Source organism: Streptomyces sp. DH24, from assembly GCF_029813775.1.
In the GTDB taxonomy this organism is placed as follows: Bacteria; Actinomycetota; Actinomycetes; order Streptomycetales; family Streptomycetaceae; genus Streptomyces.
Map to the genome: position 1 here is coordinate 16,171 of NZ_JARVKW010000054.1, position 16,808 is coordinate 32,978.

General features: G+C 72.7%; 16 protein-coding genes and 1 pseudogene. 5 read left to right on the forward strand and 12 right to left on the reverse strand.

The annotated features are described in order from the left end of the window. Positions 1-112 precede the first annotated feature (112 nt). The 4 genes from QC282_RS29030 (at position 113) to QC282_RS29045 (ending at position 3,664) form a co-directional block, all read left to right on the forward strand. On the forward strand, positions 113-1,042 hold the full coding sequence (locus tag QC282_RS29030; RefSeq protein ID WP_279552586.1) for a 5'-3' exonuclease: 930 nt from the start codon (positions 113-115) through the stop codon (positions 1,040-1,042). 186 nt (positions 1,043-1,228) lie between these two features. Continuing rightward, complete coding sequence (locus QC282_RS29035) at positions 1,229-2,074, forward strand: siderophore-interacting protein (RefSeq protein WP_279552559.1); 846 nt, start codon at positions 1,229-1,231, stop codon at positions 2,072-2,074. Between the two features lie 304 nt (positions 2,075-2,378). Further along, positions 2,379-2,645 carry a hypothetical protein gene (locus QC282_RS29040; RefSeq protein WP_279552560.1) on the forward strand — a complete coding sequence of 89 codons (267 nt, stop codon included), beginning with the start codon at positions 2,379-2,381 and terminating at the stop codon, positions 2,643-2,645. A 62-nt stretch (positions 2,646-2,707) separates the two neighbouring features. After that, positions 2,708-3,664 (forward strand): RluA family pseudouridine synthase, encoded by a 957-nt coding sequence (locus QC282_RS29045; RefSeq protein ID WP_279552561.1) that lies wholly within the window; start codon positions 2,708-2,710, stop codon positions 3,662-3,664. Here QC282_RS29045 and QC282_RS29050 read toward each other — a convergent pair. Genes QC282_RS29050 through QC282_RS29070 form a run of 5 tightly spaced genes read right to left on the reverse strand, consistent with a single transcriptional unit; the run spans position 3,658 to position 8,221 of the window. Next, on the reverse strand, positions 3,658-5,151 hold the full coding sequence (locus QC282_RS29050) for a cytochrome P450 (protein ID WP_279552562.1): 1,494 nt from the start codon (positions 5,149-5,151) through the stop codon (positions 3,658-3,660). The genes QC282_RS29045 and QC282_RS29050 overlap by 7 nt on opposite strands. Positions 5,152-5,210: 59 nt before the next feature. After that, positions 5,211-5,831, reverse strand: a complete 621-nt coding sequence (locus QC282_RS29055) for an ATP/GTP-binding protein (RefSeq protein WP_279552563.1) — start codon at positions 5,829-5,831, stop codon at positions 5,211-5,213. After that, positions 5,812-6,213 (reverse strand): DUF742 domain-containing protein, encoded by a 402-nt coding sequence (locus QC282_RS29060; RefSeq protein WP_279552564.1) that lies wholly within the window; start codon positions 6,211-6,213, stop codon positions 5,812-5,814. Before QC282_RS29060 ends, QC282_RS29055 begins: the two co-directional genes overlap by 20 nt. Beyond that, complete coding sequence (locus QC282_RS29065; RefSeq protein ID WP_279552565.1) at positions 6,210-6,617, reverse strand: roadblock/LC7 domain-containing protein; 408 nt, start codon at positions 6,615-6,617, stop codon at positions 6,210-6,212. Before QC282_RS29065 ends, QC282_RS29060 begins: the two co-directional genes overlap by 4 nt. After that, positions 6,614-8,221, reverse strand: a complete 1,608-nt coding sequence (locus tag QC282_RS29070) for a sensor histidine kinase KdpD (RefSeq protein WP_279552566.1) — start codon at positions 8,219-8,221, stop codon at positions 6,614-6,616. The genes QC282_RS29065 and QC282_RS29070 overlap by 4 nt, the downstream gene beginning before the upstream one ends. 422 nt (positions 8,222-8,643) lie before the next feature. Here QC282_RS29070 and QC282_RS29075 point away from each other — a divergent pair. Further along, positions 8,644-9,735: pseudogene (locus tag QC282_RS29075) on the forward strand (biotin carboxylase N-terminal domain-containing protein); the annotation flags it as partial. A gap of 92 nt (positions 9,736-9,827) precedes the next feature. Here the strand turns inward: QC282_RS29075 and QC282_RS29080 are convergent. From QC282_RS29080 to QC282_RS29110, 7 genes are all read right to left on the reverse strand, one after another. Next, complete coding sequence (locus QC282_RS29080) at positions 9,828-12,683, reverse strand: RNA helicase (RefSeq protein WP_279552567.1); 2,856 nt, start codon at positions 12,681-12,683, stop codon at positions 9,828-9,830. A 40-nt stretch (positions 12,684-12,723) separates the two neighbouring features. After that, a complete protein-coding gene (locus QC282_RS29085; protein ID WP_279552568.1) occupies positions 12,724-13,614 on the reverse strand; it encodes a diacylglycerol kinase in 891 nt (296 codons plus the stop codon). Between the two features lie 30 nt (positions 13,615-13,644). Next, positions 13,645-14,592 (reverse strand): twin-arginine translocase subunit TatC, encoded by a 948-nt coding sequence (gene tatC, locus QC282_RS29090; protein ID WP_279552569.1) that lies wholly within the window; start codon positions 14,590-14,592, stop codon positions 13,645-13,647. A 48-nt stretch (positions 14,593-14,640) separates the two neighbouring features. Continuing rightward, entirely contained in the window at positions 14,641-14,922 is a 282-nt protein-coding gene (tatA, locus tag QC282_RS29095; RefSeq protein WP_279552570.1) for a Sec-independent protein translocase subunit TatA, read from the reverse strand. A gap of 268 nt (positions 14,923-15,190) precedes the next feature. After that, positions 15,191-15,385 carry a hypothetical protein gene (locus QC282_RS29100; protein ID WP_279552571.1) on the reverse strand — a complete coding sequence of 65 codons (195 nt, stop codon included), beginning with the start codon at positions 15,383-15,385 and terminating at the stop codon, positions 15,191-15,193. A gap of 54 nt (positions 15,386-15,439) precedes the next feature. Further along, a complete protein-coding gene (locus tag QC282_RS29105; RefSeq protein ID WP_279552572.1) occupies positions 15,440-15,733 on the reverse strand; it encodes a hypothetical protein in 294 nt (97 codons plus the stop codon). Further along, the gene (locus QC282_RS29110) at positions 15,730-16,800 is read right to left on the reverse strand and encodes a WYL domain-containing protein (RefSeq protein ID WP_279552573.1); all 1,071 of its coding nucleotides are present in this window, start codon (positions 16,798-16,800) and stop codon (positions 15,730-15,732) included. The genes QC282_RS29105 and QC282_RS29110 overlap by 4 nt, the downstream gene beginning before the upstream one ends. Positions 16,801-16,808: the final 8 nt, after the last annotated feature.

The following is a 16,808-nucleotide window of genomic DNA, read 5'->3' on the forward strand; positions in this document are numbered from 1 at the left end:
CCGGTCTTCGAACACAAACGCGCAAGTGTCGGAGGTCACACAGCGTTCACGGTTGACTCGCGTTCGGGCGTCGAGTGGTCACGGTGCGTGGTTGTCAGTGGCGTGCGGCATGATGCGAGACGTGACCGGACGACTGATGCTCCTCGACGCCGCCTCGCTCTATTTCCGCGCCTACTTCGGAGTCCCGGAGTCGGTCCGCGCCCCGGACGGCACGCCGGTGAACGCCGTGCGCGGGCTGCTGGAGTTCATCGACCGCCTCGTCAAGGACCACCGCCCCGACCGGCTGGTGGCCTGCATGGACGCCGACTGGCGGCCGCACTGGCGGGTCGAGCTCATCCCCTCGTACAAGGCGCACCGGGTCGCCGAGGAGCACGCGGCGGGGCCGGACGAGGAAGAGGTCCCGGACACCCTCTCGCCCCAGGTGCCCGTCATCGAGGCCGTGCTCGACGCGCTGGGCATCGCCCGGGTGGGCGTCGCCGGGTACGAGGCGGACGACGTGATCGGCACGTTCACCGCCCGCGCCACGGGTCCGGTCGACATCGTCACCGGCGACCGCGACCTGTACCAGCTGGTGGACGACGGGCGCGGGGTCCGCGTGCTGTACCCGCTCAAGGGTGTGGGCACGCTCCAGGTGACCGACGAGTCCTGGCTCCGCGAGAAGTACGGCGTGGACGGACGCGGGTACGCGGACCTGGCGACGCTGCGCGGCGACCCGAGCGACGGACTGCCGGGCGTGCCGGGCGTCGGCGAGAAGACGGCGTCGAAGCTGCTGGCCGAGTTCGGCGACCTCGCCGGGATCCTGGCCGCGGTCGACGATCCGCGGGCGAAGTTGACCCCGACGCAGCGCAAGCGGCTGAACGAGGCGCGGCCGTATCTGGCGGTCGCGCCGAAGGTGGTGCGGGTCGCGGACGACGTCCCGCTGCCCGACGTCGACACGGCCGTCCCGGTCGCGCCGCGCGACCCGGCGGCACTGGAGGCGCTGGCGGCCCGCTGGGGCCTGGGCGGCTCGCTGCAGCGGTTGCTGACGACACTCGGAGGGTGACGGCGCGTGCGTCCGCGGCGGTTGCCGACGACGCTCGGGGTGTGACGGCGTGTACGTCCGCAGCGGTTAGTGACGACGCTCGGAGTGTGCGGCATGTGCGACGCGCGCTCATCAGGGAACGCGTAGTGGTGCGCCGGGGGAAGTGCTAACTTAGGTCACCCTAAGCACGAGTCAGGGAGCTCCCTCATGGCAGACCGACCGGACCGCAAGCCGCGCAAGCCGCACACCGCGCAGGTCGTCCGCATCGAGCGGCTGACCCCCCACATGCAGCGTGTGGTGCTCGGCGGCGACGGTCTCGCCGGGTTCTCCGCGGACACGTGCACCGACCACTACGTGAAACTGCTGTTCCCGTCCGGGGGCGCGACCTACCCGGAGCCGTTCGACCTGGAGCGCGTCCGCGCGGAGTTCCCGCGCGAGCAGTGGCCGGTCACCCGGACCTACACGGTGCGCCACTGGGACCCTGAACACCGTGAGCTGACACTCGACTTCGTCCTCCACGGCGACGCGGGACTCGCCGGCCCGTGGGCGGCGCGCGCCCAGCCGGGCGAGACCGTGCGCTTCCTGGGCCCCGGCGGCGCCTACGCCCCCGATCCGGCCGCCGACTGGCACCTTCTCGTCGGCGACGAGAGCGCGCTGCCCGCGATCGCCCGCTCCCTGGAGGCACTGCCGCACGGCGCGCGGGCCCACGCCTTCATCGAGGTCTCCGGCCCCGAGGAGGAGCAGAAGATCGACTCCGACGTGGACGTCGCCTGGCTGCACCGCGGCGACCGTCCGATCGGCGAGGCGCTGGTGGAGGCCGTGCGGGGGCTGGACTTCCCGGCCGGCCGGGTGCACGCGTTCGTGCACGGCGAGGCGCACTTCGTGAAGCAGTTGCGCCGGCTGCTGCGGATGGAGCGCGGCGTCGCACGCGAGGACCTGTCCATCTCCGGCTACTGGCGGCTCGGTCACAACGAGGACGGCTGGCAGGCCTCCAAGCGGGAGTGGAACGCGCGCATCGAGGCCGAGCAGGAGGGCACGGGCACGGCGGCGTGAGGCACTGACCCGGAAGGCGCGCGGCACGAACGCCGCGCGCCCTTCTTCTTCATCTCGCGGGGACACGGCCGGCTCCACTCGCGGGGACATGCCCAGCTTCTCTCGCGGGGACACGCCCGGCTTTTCTTGCCGGGGACATGCCCGGCACCTCTGGACCGCCGCCTCCCCTGCCGGGACGGCGGACGCGGCGGTGCCCGACCCTGGCGTGCCCCACCCTGGCGTGTCCGCCAATGGGGGTCGGCCTCGCGAACGCCCGGAATGGCGCGGCCGGCGCCCCTCTCGGCCACCCCTAGGATCCGGCCGCGTGGCACACACCTTCGACGAACTCGTCGCCATGCAGCGCGCCGCCGACGAGGCCCACGCGCGGGTCGATAAGCTCCGGCAGACCTACGGCCGCCCCACCGACCACACCTGGTCCGCGCAGCAGACCACCACCTGGGAGACCGCCTGGCGGGCCTGGCGCGACCTCGCCCGCGACGTGCAGCGGGCGGTCGCCGAGCACGCCGCCGAGCAGGGGACGTCTCGGCAGTCGGTCGAGGCGGAGGTGGAACGGGCGGCCCGTCAGGGGTAGGCCCCGGGGCTGCCTCCGGGCGGGAGGCCGGTCCGGCCCGGCGCCGCATACTCTGAGCCCTGATGAGACGCCGCAGACCGGTCCTGCCCGCCCCCCTCCCCCAGCGCGACGGGGTCGATCCGGTGCGGGTGCGGTTGCCCGCCGGCGGGACGTGGGCCACGGTGCGGGACCATCTGGCGGAGCGGCTCGCGGCGGCGGGCCCCGGTGTGGTCGACGGCATGTTCGCGGCGGGCCTGATCGTCGGCGCGGACGGGCGCCCCGTGGCGCCGGACGCCCCGTACGTGCCGGGGACGTACGTGTGGTTCCACCGGGAGCTGCCGTCCGAGGTGCCGGTGCCGTTCCCGCTGGACGTGGTGTACCGCGACGAGCACGTCGTCGTCGCCGACAAGCCGCACTTCCTCGCCACCACCCCGCGCGGCGGCCACGTCGCCGAGACCGCGCTGGCGCGGCTGCGCCGGGAGCTGGGCATCCCGACGCTGACCGCCGCGCACCGCCTGGACCGGCTCACCGCCGGGCTGGTCCTGTTCACCGTGCGGCCCGAGGAGCGCGGCGCGTACCAGACGCTGTTCCGCGACCGGCTGGTGCGCAAGGAGTACGAGGCCGTCGCCCCGTACGACCCCGGCCTCGCACTGCCCCGGACGGTGCGCAGCCGGATCGTGAAGGAGCGCGGTGAACTCGCCGCCCGCGAGGTCGGGGGCGAGCCGAACGCCGTCAGCCGCGTCGAGCTGCTGGAGCACCGGGCGGCGCACGGCCTGGGCCGGTACCGGCTGCTGCCCGGCACCGGCCAGACCCACCAGCTGCGGGTGCACATGACCGCGCTGGGCGTGCCGATCCTCGGCGATCCGCTGTACCCCGTGGTGACCGGCCCCGTGCCGGCCGGCGACTTCCGCCGCCCGCTGCAACTGCTGGCGCGGGAGCTGGAGTTCACCGACCCGGTCACGGGTACGGCTCACCGGTTCCGCAGTGCGCGCGTGCTCGCGGCCTGGGCGTCGTACGACGAGTGGGCCGGTGGTCAGTAGCCGCGCCACCAGCGCAGCAAGCGCTGCCAGGCACCGAGCGGGCGGGCCGGTGCGGGCGCCGGCCCCGGCGCGAGGGGCGGCTCGGGCTGCGGCACGGCGGCTTCCGGTGCCGGCCGGGGCGTCGGAACCGGCTGGGAGCGGGGCGGTTCGGTGCCGATGTGCCAGTCGGCGCGCTGCCGCGGGACCGAGAGGCCCGGCGTCTGCGTGACCTCCTGCTGCTCCGAGGGCTCGAAGCGCACCGGCAGCTCCACCAGATGGCGCGACGCGATCGACGACCGCCAGCTCAACTCGTCCTCGTCGCAGTCGAGTTGTACGTCGGGCAGCCGCAGCAGCAGCGCGTCGACGCCCGTGTCGGCGATGGCGCGGCCGATGTCCTGGCCGGGGCACTCGTGCGGGCCGCCGCCGAAGGCCAGGTGGGACCGGTTGCCCTGCATGTTGGCCGCCAGGTCGGGCCGCACCCGGGGGTCGACGTTGCCGGGCGCGATGCCGAACAGCAGGCCGTCGCCGGCCCGGATGCGCTGCCCGCCCAGTTCCACGTCCTGCTTGGCGAAGTAGGCGAGGACGGTGCTGAACGGCGGCTCGTCCCACAGGGACTGCTCGACCGCCTCGGGCACGGTCATCTGGCCGCCGCTGAGCCGGGCCCGGAATCCGGGGTCGGTGAGCACCACGCGCAGCACGTTGCCGATGAGGTTGGTGGTCGCCTCGTAGGCGGCGAGGAGCACCACGCGCAGGTGCTCGCGGACCTCGTCGTCGGTGAGCCGGGCCGGGTGGTTGACGAGGTGACTGGCGAAGTCCTCGTCGGGCTGGGCGCGGCGCCGCGCGGTGAGCCGGCCGAGGGCCTCCATGACGTAGGCGTGGCTGGCCATGGAGGTCGCGGTGCCCTTGAGGGTGTCGCGGGCGGCCTCCACCATCCGGTCGTTGAACTCCTCGGGCATGCCGAGGATCTCGCACAGCACACCCATCGGCAGGTGCTCGGAGAACTGCCCGACGAGGTCGGCGCGGCCCTGTTCGCAGAACCGGTTGACGAGGGCCTGGCTGTGGCGGTTGATGTGCCGGCGCAGGCTGCGGTAGTCGATGGTCGACATGGCGCCGGTGACCGCGCCGCGCAGCCGCTTGTGTTCGTCGCCCTCGGCGTGCGAGCAGATCGGCTGCCAGGCGATGTGCGGCATGAGCGGGTGGTCGGGCTTGACCTTCCCCTCCTTGAGCGGGGTCCAGATGCGGCTGTCCCGGCAGAACTGGGAGGGGGTGCGCACCATGTGGAGGTTCTCGGCGTGGCCGAGGACCACCCACACGGGGATGTCGTCGTGGAGCAGCACGGGCGCCACGGGGCCGTGTTCGGCCCGGAGCTTCTCGTACAGTTCCTCCAGGTCGTCCGTCTCGTGCAGCCGTTGCAGCCCGCCGGGTCCGAGACCGTGCGCGGGGCAGCCGGGGGGCGGGACGAGCCGGGGGTCGCCCGTTCCGGCCGGGAAGTGGGAGTCAGGCGTCACAGTGGTCGCTCCGGAGCTGAGAAGAATGAAGGCAAGGGGTACGGGGCCGGGCAGGGGCGTCAGGTCAGGGAGCCCGTCACGGCGAGCGAGTGCAGGAAGCGCATCAGGGTCAGCAGGACGTCGCGGCTGGAGGCCCGGCGGCGCACGTCGCAGTCGATGATGGGGATGTCCTCGGCCAGGTCGAGTGCGGCCCGCAGATCCGGTACGGGACAACGCGGCGCGTCCGGGAAGGAGTTGACGGCGACGACGAACGGCACGCCGCGCTCCTCCAGCCGCCCCATGACGTCGAAGCTGACCTCCAGCCGGCGGGTGTCGACGAGCACGACGGCGCCGAGCGCCCCCTCGAACAGGCCGTTCCACAGGAACCAGAAGCGCTCCTGGCCGGGTGTGCCGAACAGGTACAGGACGAGCTGGTCGGTGATCCGGATGCGGCCGAAGTCCATCGCCACGGTGGTGGCCGTCTTGGTCGCCGAGCCGAAGTTGTCGTCGACGCCGATGCCGGCCTGGGTCATCGTCTCCTCGGTGGTCAGCGGTCTGATCTCGCTGACCGAACCCACCATGGTGGTCTTGCCGACCCCGAAGCCCCCCACGATCACGATCTTCACCGCGGCCTGTGCCGTGTGCGGCAGTTGGTCCTCGGTCCGTGGGCCCGGGATGGTGTCAGAGCCTTTGAAGTCCATGCATCACCGCTTCGAGGATGTCTCGGTCGGGGAGCGCCTGGCGGACGATCGGGGCGCGCGCCTGCACCAGTTCGGCCGTCAGCAGGTCGGTGATCAGCACGGTCACCACGCTGAACGGCAGGTTCAGATAGGCCGACAGCTCGGCCACGGAGAGCGGGGCGGCGCACAGCCGGATCAGTGCGGCCTGCTCGGGTGTCGCGGACGGGGAGGGCTCGGCGCGCGCCACGATCAGCGTGACCAGGTCGAGTTCGGCCCGTTCGCCGTCCGGACCGGCGACGACGTACAGCCGCTCGGGGTTGCGGCCCTCGCCCTCCTGCTCCGGGGCCGGTTCGGGGGGAGGTTCCTGCCGGGGGTTGCGCCTCTGGCGTTGCGGAGGAGTCATACGGTCTGCCCGTTCCGCCGGGGCGGACTGGTCAGGTGGGCACCGATGCGGCCGACGAGGTCGCGCATGCGGTTGCTCATCAGGCCGGGTTCGGCGACGACGTCGGAGAGCACCGCGAGGTAGGCGTTGGCGCCGGCGGCCATCAGGTAGAAGTAGCCGCCGTCGATCTCGATGATGACCAGCTTCATCCGGCCGTCGCTGTCGGGGATCTCCGTGGCCACGGCGCCGGCCAGGCTCTGGAGTCCGGCGCAGGCGGCGGCGACCCGGTCGGCCGCGTCGGGGTCGCCGCCGTGGCGCGCGATGCGCAGGCCGTCGGCGGACAGCACGACGATCATCTCGATGCCCGGGACGCCGTCGGCGAGATCCTTGAGCATCCAGTCGAAGTTGGCTCGCTGCTGGATCACGTGAAGTCCCCTTCGTCGGCGGCCTCGGCACGGGCCGGCTCGGTGGTCGGCTGGGTGAATGCGGTCGGGTCCGGGTCGCCCTTGAGCCCCTCCCAGAACGCCTCGACCCACAGGCCGGGCGGGGGCTCGTCCTCCTTGGGCTTCACGGGCTCCGGCGCGGGCGTCGTCCAGGGGGACTCGGACACGTTCCCGGACTGCTGGGCCTCGCGGGCGGCGCGCTCGGCGGCGTACTGCTCGGCGTAGCGCTGGGTGAGGGAGGTCTTGACCCGGCTGCGGCGCTGCGGCAGGCCGTTCGCCGTCCACTCGGTGACCTCGGGGACGTCGTCCTCCGGGGACACGCTCAGGGGGGTGCGCGGGCTGGTGGGGCGGCGCTTCTTGGGGGTGCGCTTGGGGCCCTCCAGGGCGCCGGGGCCCTGCTTGGGCACGGAGGTGGCACCGATGCCGTGGGCGAGTCCGACGCCGGGCTCGTCGGTCATCATGTTGCTCGGCACGACGAGGACGGCGCGGACGCCGCCGTACGCGGAGGCGCGCAGCGACACCTGCATGTTGTGCGCCTTGCTGAGGCGGCCGACGACGGCGAGTCCGAGGCGCGGATGCTCGCCGAGGTCCTGGAGGTCTGTACCGGTCCTGGCGCGCTCCAGCATGCCCTCGATGCGGTTGCGGGCCTCCTCGCTGAGGTTGACCCCGGCGTCCTCGATCTCGATGGCGACGCCGGTCTGCACCTCGACGGCGGTGACGTGCACCTTGGTGTGCGGGGGCGAGTAGCGGGTGGCGTTGTCGAGGAGTTCCGCGGCGGCGTGGATGACGGGCTCGACGGAGACGCCCTTGATGTTGACCTTGGCGATGGAGTGCAGCTCGATGCGGCGGTACTCCAGGATGCGGGACATGGCGCCGCGCAGCACGCTGTACAGGGCGACGGGCTGGGGCCACTGCCGGCCGGGCCTGCCGCCGCCGAGGACGGCGACGGAGTCGGCGAGGCGGCCGATCAGCGCGGTGCCGTGGTCGATGCGCAGGAGGTCGTCGAAGACCTCGGGGTTGCGGCCGTGGTCCTCCTCCATCTCCCGCAGTTCCTTGGCCTGCTGGTGGACGATCGCCTGGACGCGCCGGGCGATGCTGACGAAGGAGCGCTGCGAGGCGTCGCGCAGGGACTCCTCGGTGTCGATGATCTTCAGGACGGTCTTGATCAACGACACCTGCGGTGGGCGCAGTTCGCGGTAGGAGGGGTCGAGGTCGGGCAGCCGCAGCAGCACCTCGCGGGGCGAGAGTCCGCCGTGCAGCAGGTGCAGCGCGGCGGGCACGATCTCGTCGGCGAGGCGGCCCATCTCCGTCTCGTGGGCGGCGAGCCGGCGCTCCATGGACGTGGTGTGACGGGCGTGTTCGGCGCGCAGGTCGCGCAGGGCCCGGCCACGGCGCACGGCTTCGGCGGCCGTCGCCACGACCAGGAGCGTGGCGACGGCACCGCACCAGCCGACCGCGGTCCGGGCCGGCTGCGCCACCCAGGCGACGGCGGCCCCGGTCACCGCGGCCATCAGGACGGCCGGCAGCAGCAGCACGCGCGCGTAGGGAAGTTCACGGCGACCGGGAGGGGATTCAACACTCACCATGTAGGCCCTCTGAAACGAATCGGCTGGGAGAACGGGGAGCTTGCCGCGGGATGTGTCATGGAAACCGTGGGTATGTCATGGAGGCAGACGGCATCTTCCGCGCATCAGGGAACAAACGCGCGAATTCCTCTCAACTCGGCGCGCTGCGGGCGAGCTTAGCCCGACCGGCCCAACCTCATGGCATATTCGGCGAGCACCTGACACCCCTCCCATGACAGGAGTACTCTCGGCCCCATTTGCACGCTCGGACATCATTCGCACACGATGCGTCACGGCGTACCGGTGTACGAAAACCTCCGGAACCGCCGGCAGATCAACAGCCCTTGCGGCGGTTTCGGGCCGACGGCCGTGGAGAGGACCATCCGGACGGCCACCGAGGCCGCGACCGGGACGACGACCCGGGCCACGACCCGAGGGGCCGCATGACTTTCGACACGCTGCTCGTCGCCGACTGCGGCGAGACCGCCGTCCGCGTCGTCCGCACGGCCCGCGAACTGGGCCTGCGCACGGTGGCCGTGTACTGCGACGCCGACCGGTCCGCCCCGCACGTGCGGCTCGCCGACGAGGCGGTGCGGCTCGGCCCGGCGGAGAAGGACGACATCCACCCGATCCTGCGGGCGGCCGGGGACACCGGCGCGGGCGCCGTCCATCCCGGCAGCGGACCGCTGTCCGAGGACGCGGCCTTCGCACGGCGCTGCGAGGACGCCGGGTTCGTCTTCGTGGGCCCGACGCCGGAACAGCTGGAGATGTTCGGCGCCAGGCGATCGGCACGCGCGGCGGCCGACGCGGTCGGCGTACCCCCCGCCTCGGACACGGCGGCCCCCGGGAAACACACCCGGCGCCTGGAGGTGCAGGTCTTCGGCGACGGAGAGGGCCTGGTCGTCACCTTCGGCGACCGCGACTGCTCCCTGCGGCACCGGGGCCGCACGGTGCTGACGGAGGCCCCGGCGCCGGACCTCCCCGATCACGTGCGCGCCCAACTGGCCGCTTCCGCGAGGGACTTGTGCGCCTGGGTCGACTACCGCTCCGCGGGAACCGTCGAGTTCGTGTACGACACCGCCCGCGAGGAGGCGTACTTCCTGGAGGTCGGCACCCGCCTCAGGCCGGGGCACCCGGTCACGGAGGAGGTCTACGGCGTCGATCTGGTCGCCTGGATGCTGCGCCTGGCGCGCGGCGAGCGGGGCGTGGTCCGCGCCCCCGGCCCGCCGCGCGGCCACGCCGTCGGGGCCCGCCTGTACGCGGAGCACCCGGCGCGTGAACACCCGCCCGCTTCAGGCGTGTTGACCCCGGTGGAGGTCCCGCCGGGCGTACGCGTCGACGGCCGGGTGGAGACGGGCGCCGGGGTGAGCACGTCGGACGACCCGATGCTCGCCGAGGTGATCGCTCACGGCTCCGACCGCGACGAGGCGCTGCGGCGGCTCGGCGAGGCACTGGCCGGGACCGGCATCGACGGCGATGGCATCGAGACGAACCTGGGGCTGGTGCGGGCGGCGCTCACCGAGCCGGCGTTCCGCGAGGGCCCCGCACGCCGCGCGGCCCTCGCGGCCGTGACCGATCCGCCGCCGCGCGGGCGCGGCAAGGCGGACCGGACCGGCCGGCGGACAGATCACCCCACCGACGAGTAGGCGACGACTCCCCGCAGCAGCCCGTCCACGGCCTTCCGCGCGTTCTTGGCCACGGTGGACCCCTCGACGGCAGGCGCCGCAGCGGAGATCTGCCCCAGCACGTCGATCACCTGCTTGCACCAGCGCACGAAGTCCCCGGCCGGCATCTCCGCCTCCCGCAGCACTTCGTCAAGACCCGACCCCGAGGCCCACTGGTACGCGGCCCAGGCGAACCCGAGATCGGGCTCGCGCTGCCCGACCCCCTCGGTCTGGGTGATCCGGAACTCCTCCTCCAGCGCGTCGAGCCGCCCCCAGATCCGCACCATCTCGCCCAGCGCGGCCTTGGCCTTCCCGGACGGCAGCTTCGGCGCCATCGCGTCGTCGGCGGCCCGCGCCTCGTACACCAACGCCGAGACGCACGCGGCGAGTTCGGCGGGCGCGAGCCCTTCCCAGACGCCCTCGCGCAGGCACTCGCTGGCGAGCAGGTCCAGCTCGCCGTAGAGCCGGGCGAGACGCTTGCCGTGCTCGGTGACCTCGTCGGCGCGCAGATAGTCCAGCTCGGTCAGCAGGGCGACGATCCGGTCGAAGGTCCGCGCGATGGTGTTCGTACGGCCCTCGATGCGGCGCTCCAGCTGCGACGTGTCCCGCAGCAGCCGGTAGTACCGCTCGGCCCAACGGGCGTGGTCCTCACGGTCGTTGCACCCGTGGCAGGGGTGGGCGCGCAGCGCGGTGCGCAGCCGGGCGATCTCCCGGTCGTCGGCCGCCTGGGACCGCTTCTTGCGGGCCCGCTCGGGCGGGATGTGCCCCGCCTTGGTGCGCAGCGCGGAGGCCAGGTCGCGGCGGGACTGCGGCGAGCGCGGGTTGAAGGACTTCGGGATCCGCATGCGCTCCAGCGCCTCGACCGGCACCGGGAAGTCGATGGACGCGAGCCGCTTGACCTGCCGCTCGGCGGTGAGGACCAGCGGGCGCGGCCCGTCGTGGTACTCGACGCCGCGATGTCCGCCGGCCCGCCCGGCGGGCAGGCCGGGGTCCAGCACCAGGGCGAGCCCGGCGTACTTGCCCGTCGGTACGTGGATGACGTCGCCCGGCTTCAGCTTCTCCAGCGCGACGGCGGCCTCCGCGCGGCGCTGGGAGGCGCCCTGCCGGGCCAGTTCGGTCTCCCGGTCCTTCAGCTCGCGGCGCAGCCGCGCGTACTCCTCGAAGTCGCCGAGGTGGCAGGTCATGGAGGCCTTGTAGCCCTCAAGACCTTCCTCGTTGCGCTGCACCTGCCGGGAGATCCCGACGACCGACTTGTCGGCCTGGAACTGCGCGAAGGACGTCTCCAGCAGCTCGCGCGAGCGGTGCCGCCCGAACTGCTCGACCAGATTGACGGCCATGTTGTACGACGGCTTGAAGCTGGAGCGCAGCGGGTACGTGCGCGTGCCGGCGAGTCCCGCGAGGTGCTCGGGGTTCATGCCGCGCTGCCACAGCACCACGGCGTGTCCCTCGACGTCGATGCCGCGCCGCCCGGCGCGGCCCGTCAGCTGCGTGAACTCGCCGGGGGTGATGTCGGCGTGCTGCTCGCCGTTCCACTTGACGAGCTTCTCCAGGACCACCGAGCGCGCCGGCATGTTGATGCCGAGGGCGAGGGTCTCGGTGGCGAACACGGCCTTCACCAGGCCGCGCACGAACAGTTCCTCGACGACCTCCTTGAACGTCGGCAGCATGCCCGCGTGGTGGGCCGCGATGCCGCGCTCCAGGCCTTCCAGCCACTCGTAGTAGCCCAGGACGTGCAGGTCCTCGGGCGGGATGGAGGCGGTGCGCTCCTCGACCAGGGCACGGACCTTCTCGCGCGCCTCCTCGTCGTTCAGCCGCAGGCCCGCGTACAGGCACTGCTGGACGGCGGCCTCGCAGGCGGCGCGGCTGAAGATGAAGGTGATCGCGGGCAGCAGGCCCTCGGCGTCGAGCCGCTCGATGACCTCGGGGCGGCTCGGCGTCCAGATCCGGGACCGCTGTCTACGCTCGCGCTCCCGGTCGGCCTCGCGCATGTGCCGGCCGCGCCGCCGGTCCTGGTACGACGGACGGCTCGCCTCCAGCCGGGCCATCCGCGTCAGGTCGGGGTTGACGGCCTTCTTGTGGCCCTCGGCCTCCTCGAAGAGGTCGTACATCCGGCGCCCGGCGAGCACGTGCTGGAACAGCGGCACGGGCCGGTGCTCGGAGACGATCACCTCGGTGTCGCCGCGGACGGTGTCGAGCCAGTCGCCGAACTCCTCGGCATTCGACACGGTCGCCGACAGTGACACGAGGGTCACCGATTCGGGGAGATGGATGATCACTTCCTCCCAGACGGCGCCGCGGAAGCGGTCGGAGAGGTAGTGCACCTCGTCCATCACCACGTACCCGAGGCCCCGGAGGGTCTGGGAGCCGGCGTACAGCATGTTCCGCAGGACCTCGGTGGTCATCACGACCACCGGGGCGTCGGAGTTCACGCTGTTGTCGCCGGTGAGCAGGCCGACCTTGTCCGTGCCGTAGCGGCGGCAGAGGTCGGCGTACTTCTGGTTCGACAGGGCCTTGATGGGCGTCGTGTAGAAGCACTTCTTGCCCTGCCGGAGGGCGAGGTGGACGGCGAACTCGCCGACGATCGTCTTGCCCGAGCCGGTGGGCGCGGCCACCAGCACGCCCTTTCCGGCCTCCAGGGACTGGCAGGCCTCGGTCTGGAAGGGGTCGAGGCCGAAGTCGTACATCTCGCGGAAGGAGGCGAGCGCGGTGGCCTGCTCGGCAGCGCGCCTGCGGGCCGCCGCGTACCGCTCGGCCGGTGAGAGATCCTCTGTCATCGTGCTTTCGAGCGTACCGGGCCGCACTGACAACAGGACGATCATTATCCGGATCGGCTGCCGGCAGACCCCGGGTACGCCCAGCTCACGGCCCCACGACCCGCACGGCGCCGGGCACGCAGCGCGCCGCCAGCGGCAGCGGGCCGAGCGGCTCCCCGTCGGCGTACCCGGTGATGCCGTCCGCGGCGAGCTCGACCCGGGCCGCCCGGAGCACGGTGACCGCGGGATGGTCGACGTGCGTGCCCCGGTAGACGCGCGGGAACACCCTCAGCAGCGTCGCGCGGCTGCAGTCGCCGACCACGGTGATGTCGAACAGCCCGTCGGCGAGGTCGGCGCCGGGACAGATCCGCATGCCGCCGCCGTACGACGATCCGTTGCCGACGGCGACGAGCGTCGCCTCCACCTCCCGGACCTGCCCGTCGTCGAGCCGGATGCGGTACGGGAACGGCCGGAACGCCGCGAGTTCGGCGAGCATCGCCAGGTCGTACTTGGCGCGGCCGGCGGGCCACCGCATCCGGTTGCCGCGGTCGTTCACGCGGGAGTCGAAGCCGGAGGCGAGGACCGTGCCGAACCACCGGTCGCCGGCCCGCCCGAGGTCGACGTCCCGCAGCCGCCCGCCCTTGAGCGCGTCGGCGATCAGGCGGCCCGCGGCGGCCGGGTCCCGCACCGGCAGGCCGAGGGCGCGGGCGAAGTCGTTGCCGGTGCCGACGGCGACCAGGCCGAGCGGGGTGCTCGTGCCCGCGACGGCCTGCAGGGCGAGGCTCGCCATGCCGTCGCCGCCGACGGCTATCAGGGCTTCGGTGCCGTCCGCGACGGCGCCGCGCGCGCGGGTGAGGGCGTCCGGGGCGTTCTCGCCGAGGACCGTGCGGACGGAGAAACCGGCCGCCCGCAACGCGGAAGCGGCCGGCTGCGCCGCGCGGGCGCCCCGGCCGCGGCCCGCGGTGGGGTTGACGAAGAGGGTGATCTCGCAGGTCACGGCCCGACCCTACGAGGTGTCGGCCGGTCTTCAGGTCACGTCGTCATAACCGTTGACCCGGTCCGGTCCGGCCTGCTCGGGCAGGGCCCGCTGCGCGGTCACGGGCTCGACCTCGCCGATGTCCTCGGGGGTGAGGTCCAGCTCGGAGGCCTCGTCGTCGGCGGGTTCCAGGGCCTCGCGGCGGCGTCGGCGCCGGTCGTTGAGCAGCGAGACGGCGACCGCCGTGAAGTACAGGATCCAGATGGGTCCGGCCAGCGCCATCATCGTCAGCGGGTCGGTGCTGGGCGTGGCTACGGCCGCGAACACCGTGATGCCCATGATCATGCCGCGCCACCAGCCGAGCATCCGCCTGCCGCTCAGCGCCCCGGTGAGATTGAGCATGATCAGCAGCAGCGGCAGCTCGAAGGAGAGGCCGAAGACGATCACCATGCGCGTGACGAGATCGAGCAGGTCGTCCAGCGGCAGCAGGTTGTCGACGCCGAACGGGGTGAACTCGATCAGGACCTTCGCGGTGGTGGGCAGCACCTTGTAGGCGAAGAAGGCGCCGCCGAGGAACAGCGGGAAGCCCGTGGCCACGAACGCGTAGGCGTACTTCTTCTCGTGCCCGTGCAGTCCCGGGGCGACGAACGCCCACAGCTGGTAGAGCCAGACCGGCGCGGCCAGCACGACACCGGCCATCAGGGACACCTTCAGCGCCAGCGTGAACGGCGTCAGCAGACCGTTGATGGTGATCTGCGCGCACGGCGAGTCGGACCGCGAGTTGGCCAGTTCCTCGAAGGACTCCTTGCAACCCACCGACTTGAGGATCGGCTCCGTGAAGAAGTTGATGATGTCGTTGTAGAAGAAGGCGGCGACCACGGTGACGACGACGATGGCCACCAGCGCCTTCGCAAGCCGGTTGCGGAGCTCACGAAGATGTTCCGCGAGGGGCATCCGCCCCTCCGGATCCTTCTCCTTCTTGCGGGCAGGCTTCAGCAACCCACGTTCCCATCTCGTGCGGGCGGGCCGGAGGTCACCGGCCCCGCGTCAGCGCTTGGTCGTGTCCGTCGGCTCGTTGACCGGGCGGGAGGTGGACACGTCGCCGGGAGCGGCCTGGATGATGCGCTGGGCCGGGGGCTGCTCGTCGTTGTTGGGCGGGTCGGCCGGGGCGGAGGACTTCTCCTCCTTCATCGCCTTGGCCTCGCTCTTGAGAATGCGCGCGGACTTGCCGAGCGAACGCGCCATGTCCGGAAGCTTCTTCGCGCCGAACAGCAGGATGATGACGACGAGGATGAGAATGATCTCGGGAGCGCCGAGCCTTCCGAACATAAGTCTTTACCTTCTCACCGAGGCGGCTTGGGGTGGGGTGCCGTCCGACCGGTCGGACACACGTCCGACAGATCGTGCTGACAGCGATCGTAACGCTCAGGGGTGAACGTGAGGCAATGCCCGTGCGTCCCCTGTGCGTACTCCCGTCCGCGGCCGGGCCTCGTTCTCCGGCCGCGACAAGCAGCCTACCTGCCGCCCCCTGCGGGCCGACAGGGCGAAGCGCTCCCGACGGCTCGAACGACGAACCCGCGGGCGGCGGGCCGGGGCCTCACAGCGCGTCGACGGAACGGGCCGTACTCGCCGCCGCGCGCTCCAGGTCCTCGGCCGCCCTGTTGATACGGCGCGCGGAGTCGGAGACCTGCCTGCCGAGGCGCTCCGCCTCCACGAAGACCCGCACGGCGAACACCGCGAGGACCACAAGCCCGAGAAAACCCACAGCAATCGCGAACATCGGCCAGAACATGACGTCGAGCCTAGACCGTCCCGGCCGGCCGTCGTGCGACCGGTCGGCGGCGGGCTACACCGTCGAGTGCAGCCGCAGGGTCCGCACACCGCCGCCGGTGAGGAGCTCCACTATCCGCTCCCCCGCCGGCTTGCGGACCGCGGCGCCGCAGTCCGGGCAGGTGAAGGAGTAGAACGTGGTCCGGCTCGTGGCGCCGATGGTCAGGCGCAGGGCGCTCGCGGTGAGCTCGAAACTCGCGCGGCAGTCCGGGCAGCCCGCCCGGAACACCACCGGGGCCACGCTCCTCATCCCCGCGAACGCGGAGGCCACCGTCATGCTCCGCGCACCAGACATCGCCGACTCGCTCAAAGCACCCGCTCCTGCCTGTCGTCCTGCCCGTCCTGGACCACGGGCACCGCCCGCGGCCGCCCCGCCTCGGTCCCGTCGCTCCCGCCGATGGCGTCGTACGCCGCCAGGGCCTCGCGGGCCGCCTGCCGGGCGCTCTCGGCGAGCTCGGGCGGCGACACGATCCGGCCGTCCCGGCCGAGCCGCAGCGCCAGGCGGCGCAGCGACGCGGGGTCGGGGGTGCGCAGGCTGATGCGCAGCCCGCCGTCCGGCAGCTCCTGCGCGCTGTCGTGCGGGTAGTACTCCGCGACCCAGCGGCCGCCCGGCCCGACCTCGACGACGACCTCGGGGTCCTCGGCGGCGGGCTGCACCAGCCCCTCCGACAGGTCCCGCAGCTCCACCTCGGGCGGTGCGGACGGCTCGTCGAGGATCTTGATCTCGGCGACCCGGTCGAGCCGGAAGGTGCGGCGCGCCTCGGAGCGCCGGCACCAGGCCTCCACGTACGTGTGGCCGACGCTGACCAGGCGGATGGGGTCGATCTCCCGCTCGGTGACCTCGTCGCGCGCGGGTGAGTAGTAGCGGATCCACAGGCGGCGGCGCTCGGCGATGGCCCGGTCGACGTCGGCGAAGACGCCGCCCTCGGACTCGAAGGTGACCGACAGCCGGGAGCTGGCGCCGGCGGCCTCCCCGGCCGCGGTCTCCACCTTGGCCGTCGCCCGCAGCAGCGCCTGCCGGTCGCTCTCGCGCAGGCCGGGCAGGGTGGCCACGGCGCGGGCGGCGACGAGCAGCGCGGTGGCCTCGTCGGCGGCGAGCCGCAGCGGCTCGGCGGCGTCCGCGCCGAGAGCGGCCGGGTTGTGCCACCAGATGCGCTCGCCGTCGGTGTCGATGTCGAGCAGGTCGCCGCCGCGGAAGCTGGTGCCGCACATGGGCAGCACGTCGAGGTCGGAGACCAGCTCGTCCTCGGTGATCCCGAAGGCGCGCGCGACGTCCTCGACCCGGGCGCCGGGGCGCTCCCGCAGATAGGTCACCAGGGAGAGCATCCGCCGGGTCTGATCGATGGCGCTCGTGGGCCTGACCGGTTTGCCTGCCACTGTGTTGT

Bases quoted from the DNA above. Each gene is read 5' to 3' on its own strand.
- QC282_RS29045 (WP_279552561.1), top strand. From the start codon at position 2,708: ATGAGACGCCGCAGACCGGTCCTGCCCGCCCCCCTCCCCCAGCGCGAC.
- QC282_RS29070 (WP_279552566.1), bottom strand. From the start codon at position 8,221: ATGGTGAGTGTTGAATCCCCTCCCGGTCGCCGTGAACTTCCCTACGCG.
- QC282_RS29100 (WP_279552571.1), bottom strand. From the start codon at position 15,385: ATGTTCTGGCCGATGTTCGCGATTGCTGTGGGTTTTCTCGGGCTTGTG.
- QC282_RS29030 (WP_279552586.1), top strand. From the start codon at position 113: ATGCGAGACGTGACCGGACGACTGATGCTCCTCGACGCCGCCTCGCTC.
- QC282_RS29035 (WP_279552559.1), top strand. From the start codon at position 1,229: ATGGCAGACCGACCGGACCGCAAGCCGCGCAAGCCGCACACCGCGCAG.
- QC282_RS29060 (WP_279552564.1), bottom strand. From the start codon at position 6,213: ATGACTCCTCCGCAACGCCAGAGGCGCAACCCCCGGCAGGAACCTCCC.
- tatA (WP_279552570.1), bottom strand. From the start codon at position 14,922: ATGTTCGGAAGGCTCGGCGCTCCCGAGATCATTCTCATCCTCGTCGTC.
- QC282_RS29080 (WP_279552567.1), bottom strand. From the start codon at position 12,683: ATGATCGTCCTGTTGTCAGTGCGGCCCGGTACGCTCGAAAGCACGATG.
- QC282_RS29055 (WP_279552563.1), bottom strand. From the start codon at position 5,831: ATGGACTTCAAAGGCTCTGACACCATCCCGGGCCCACGGACCGAGGAC.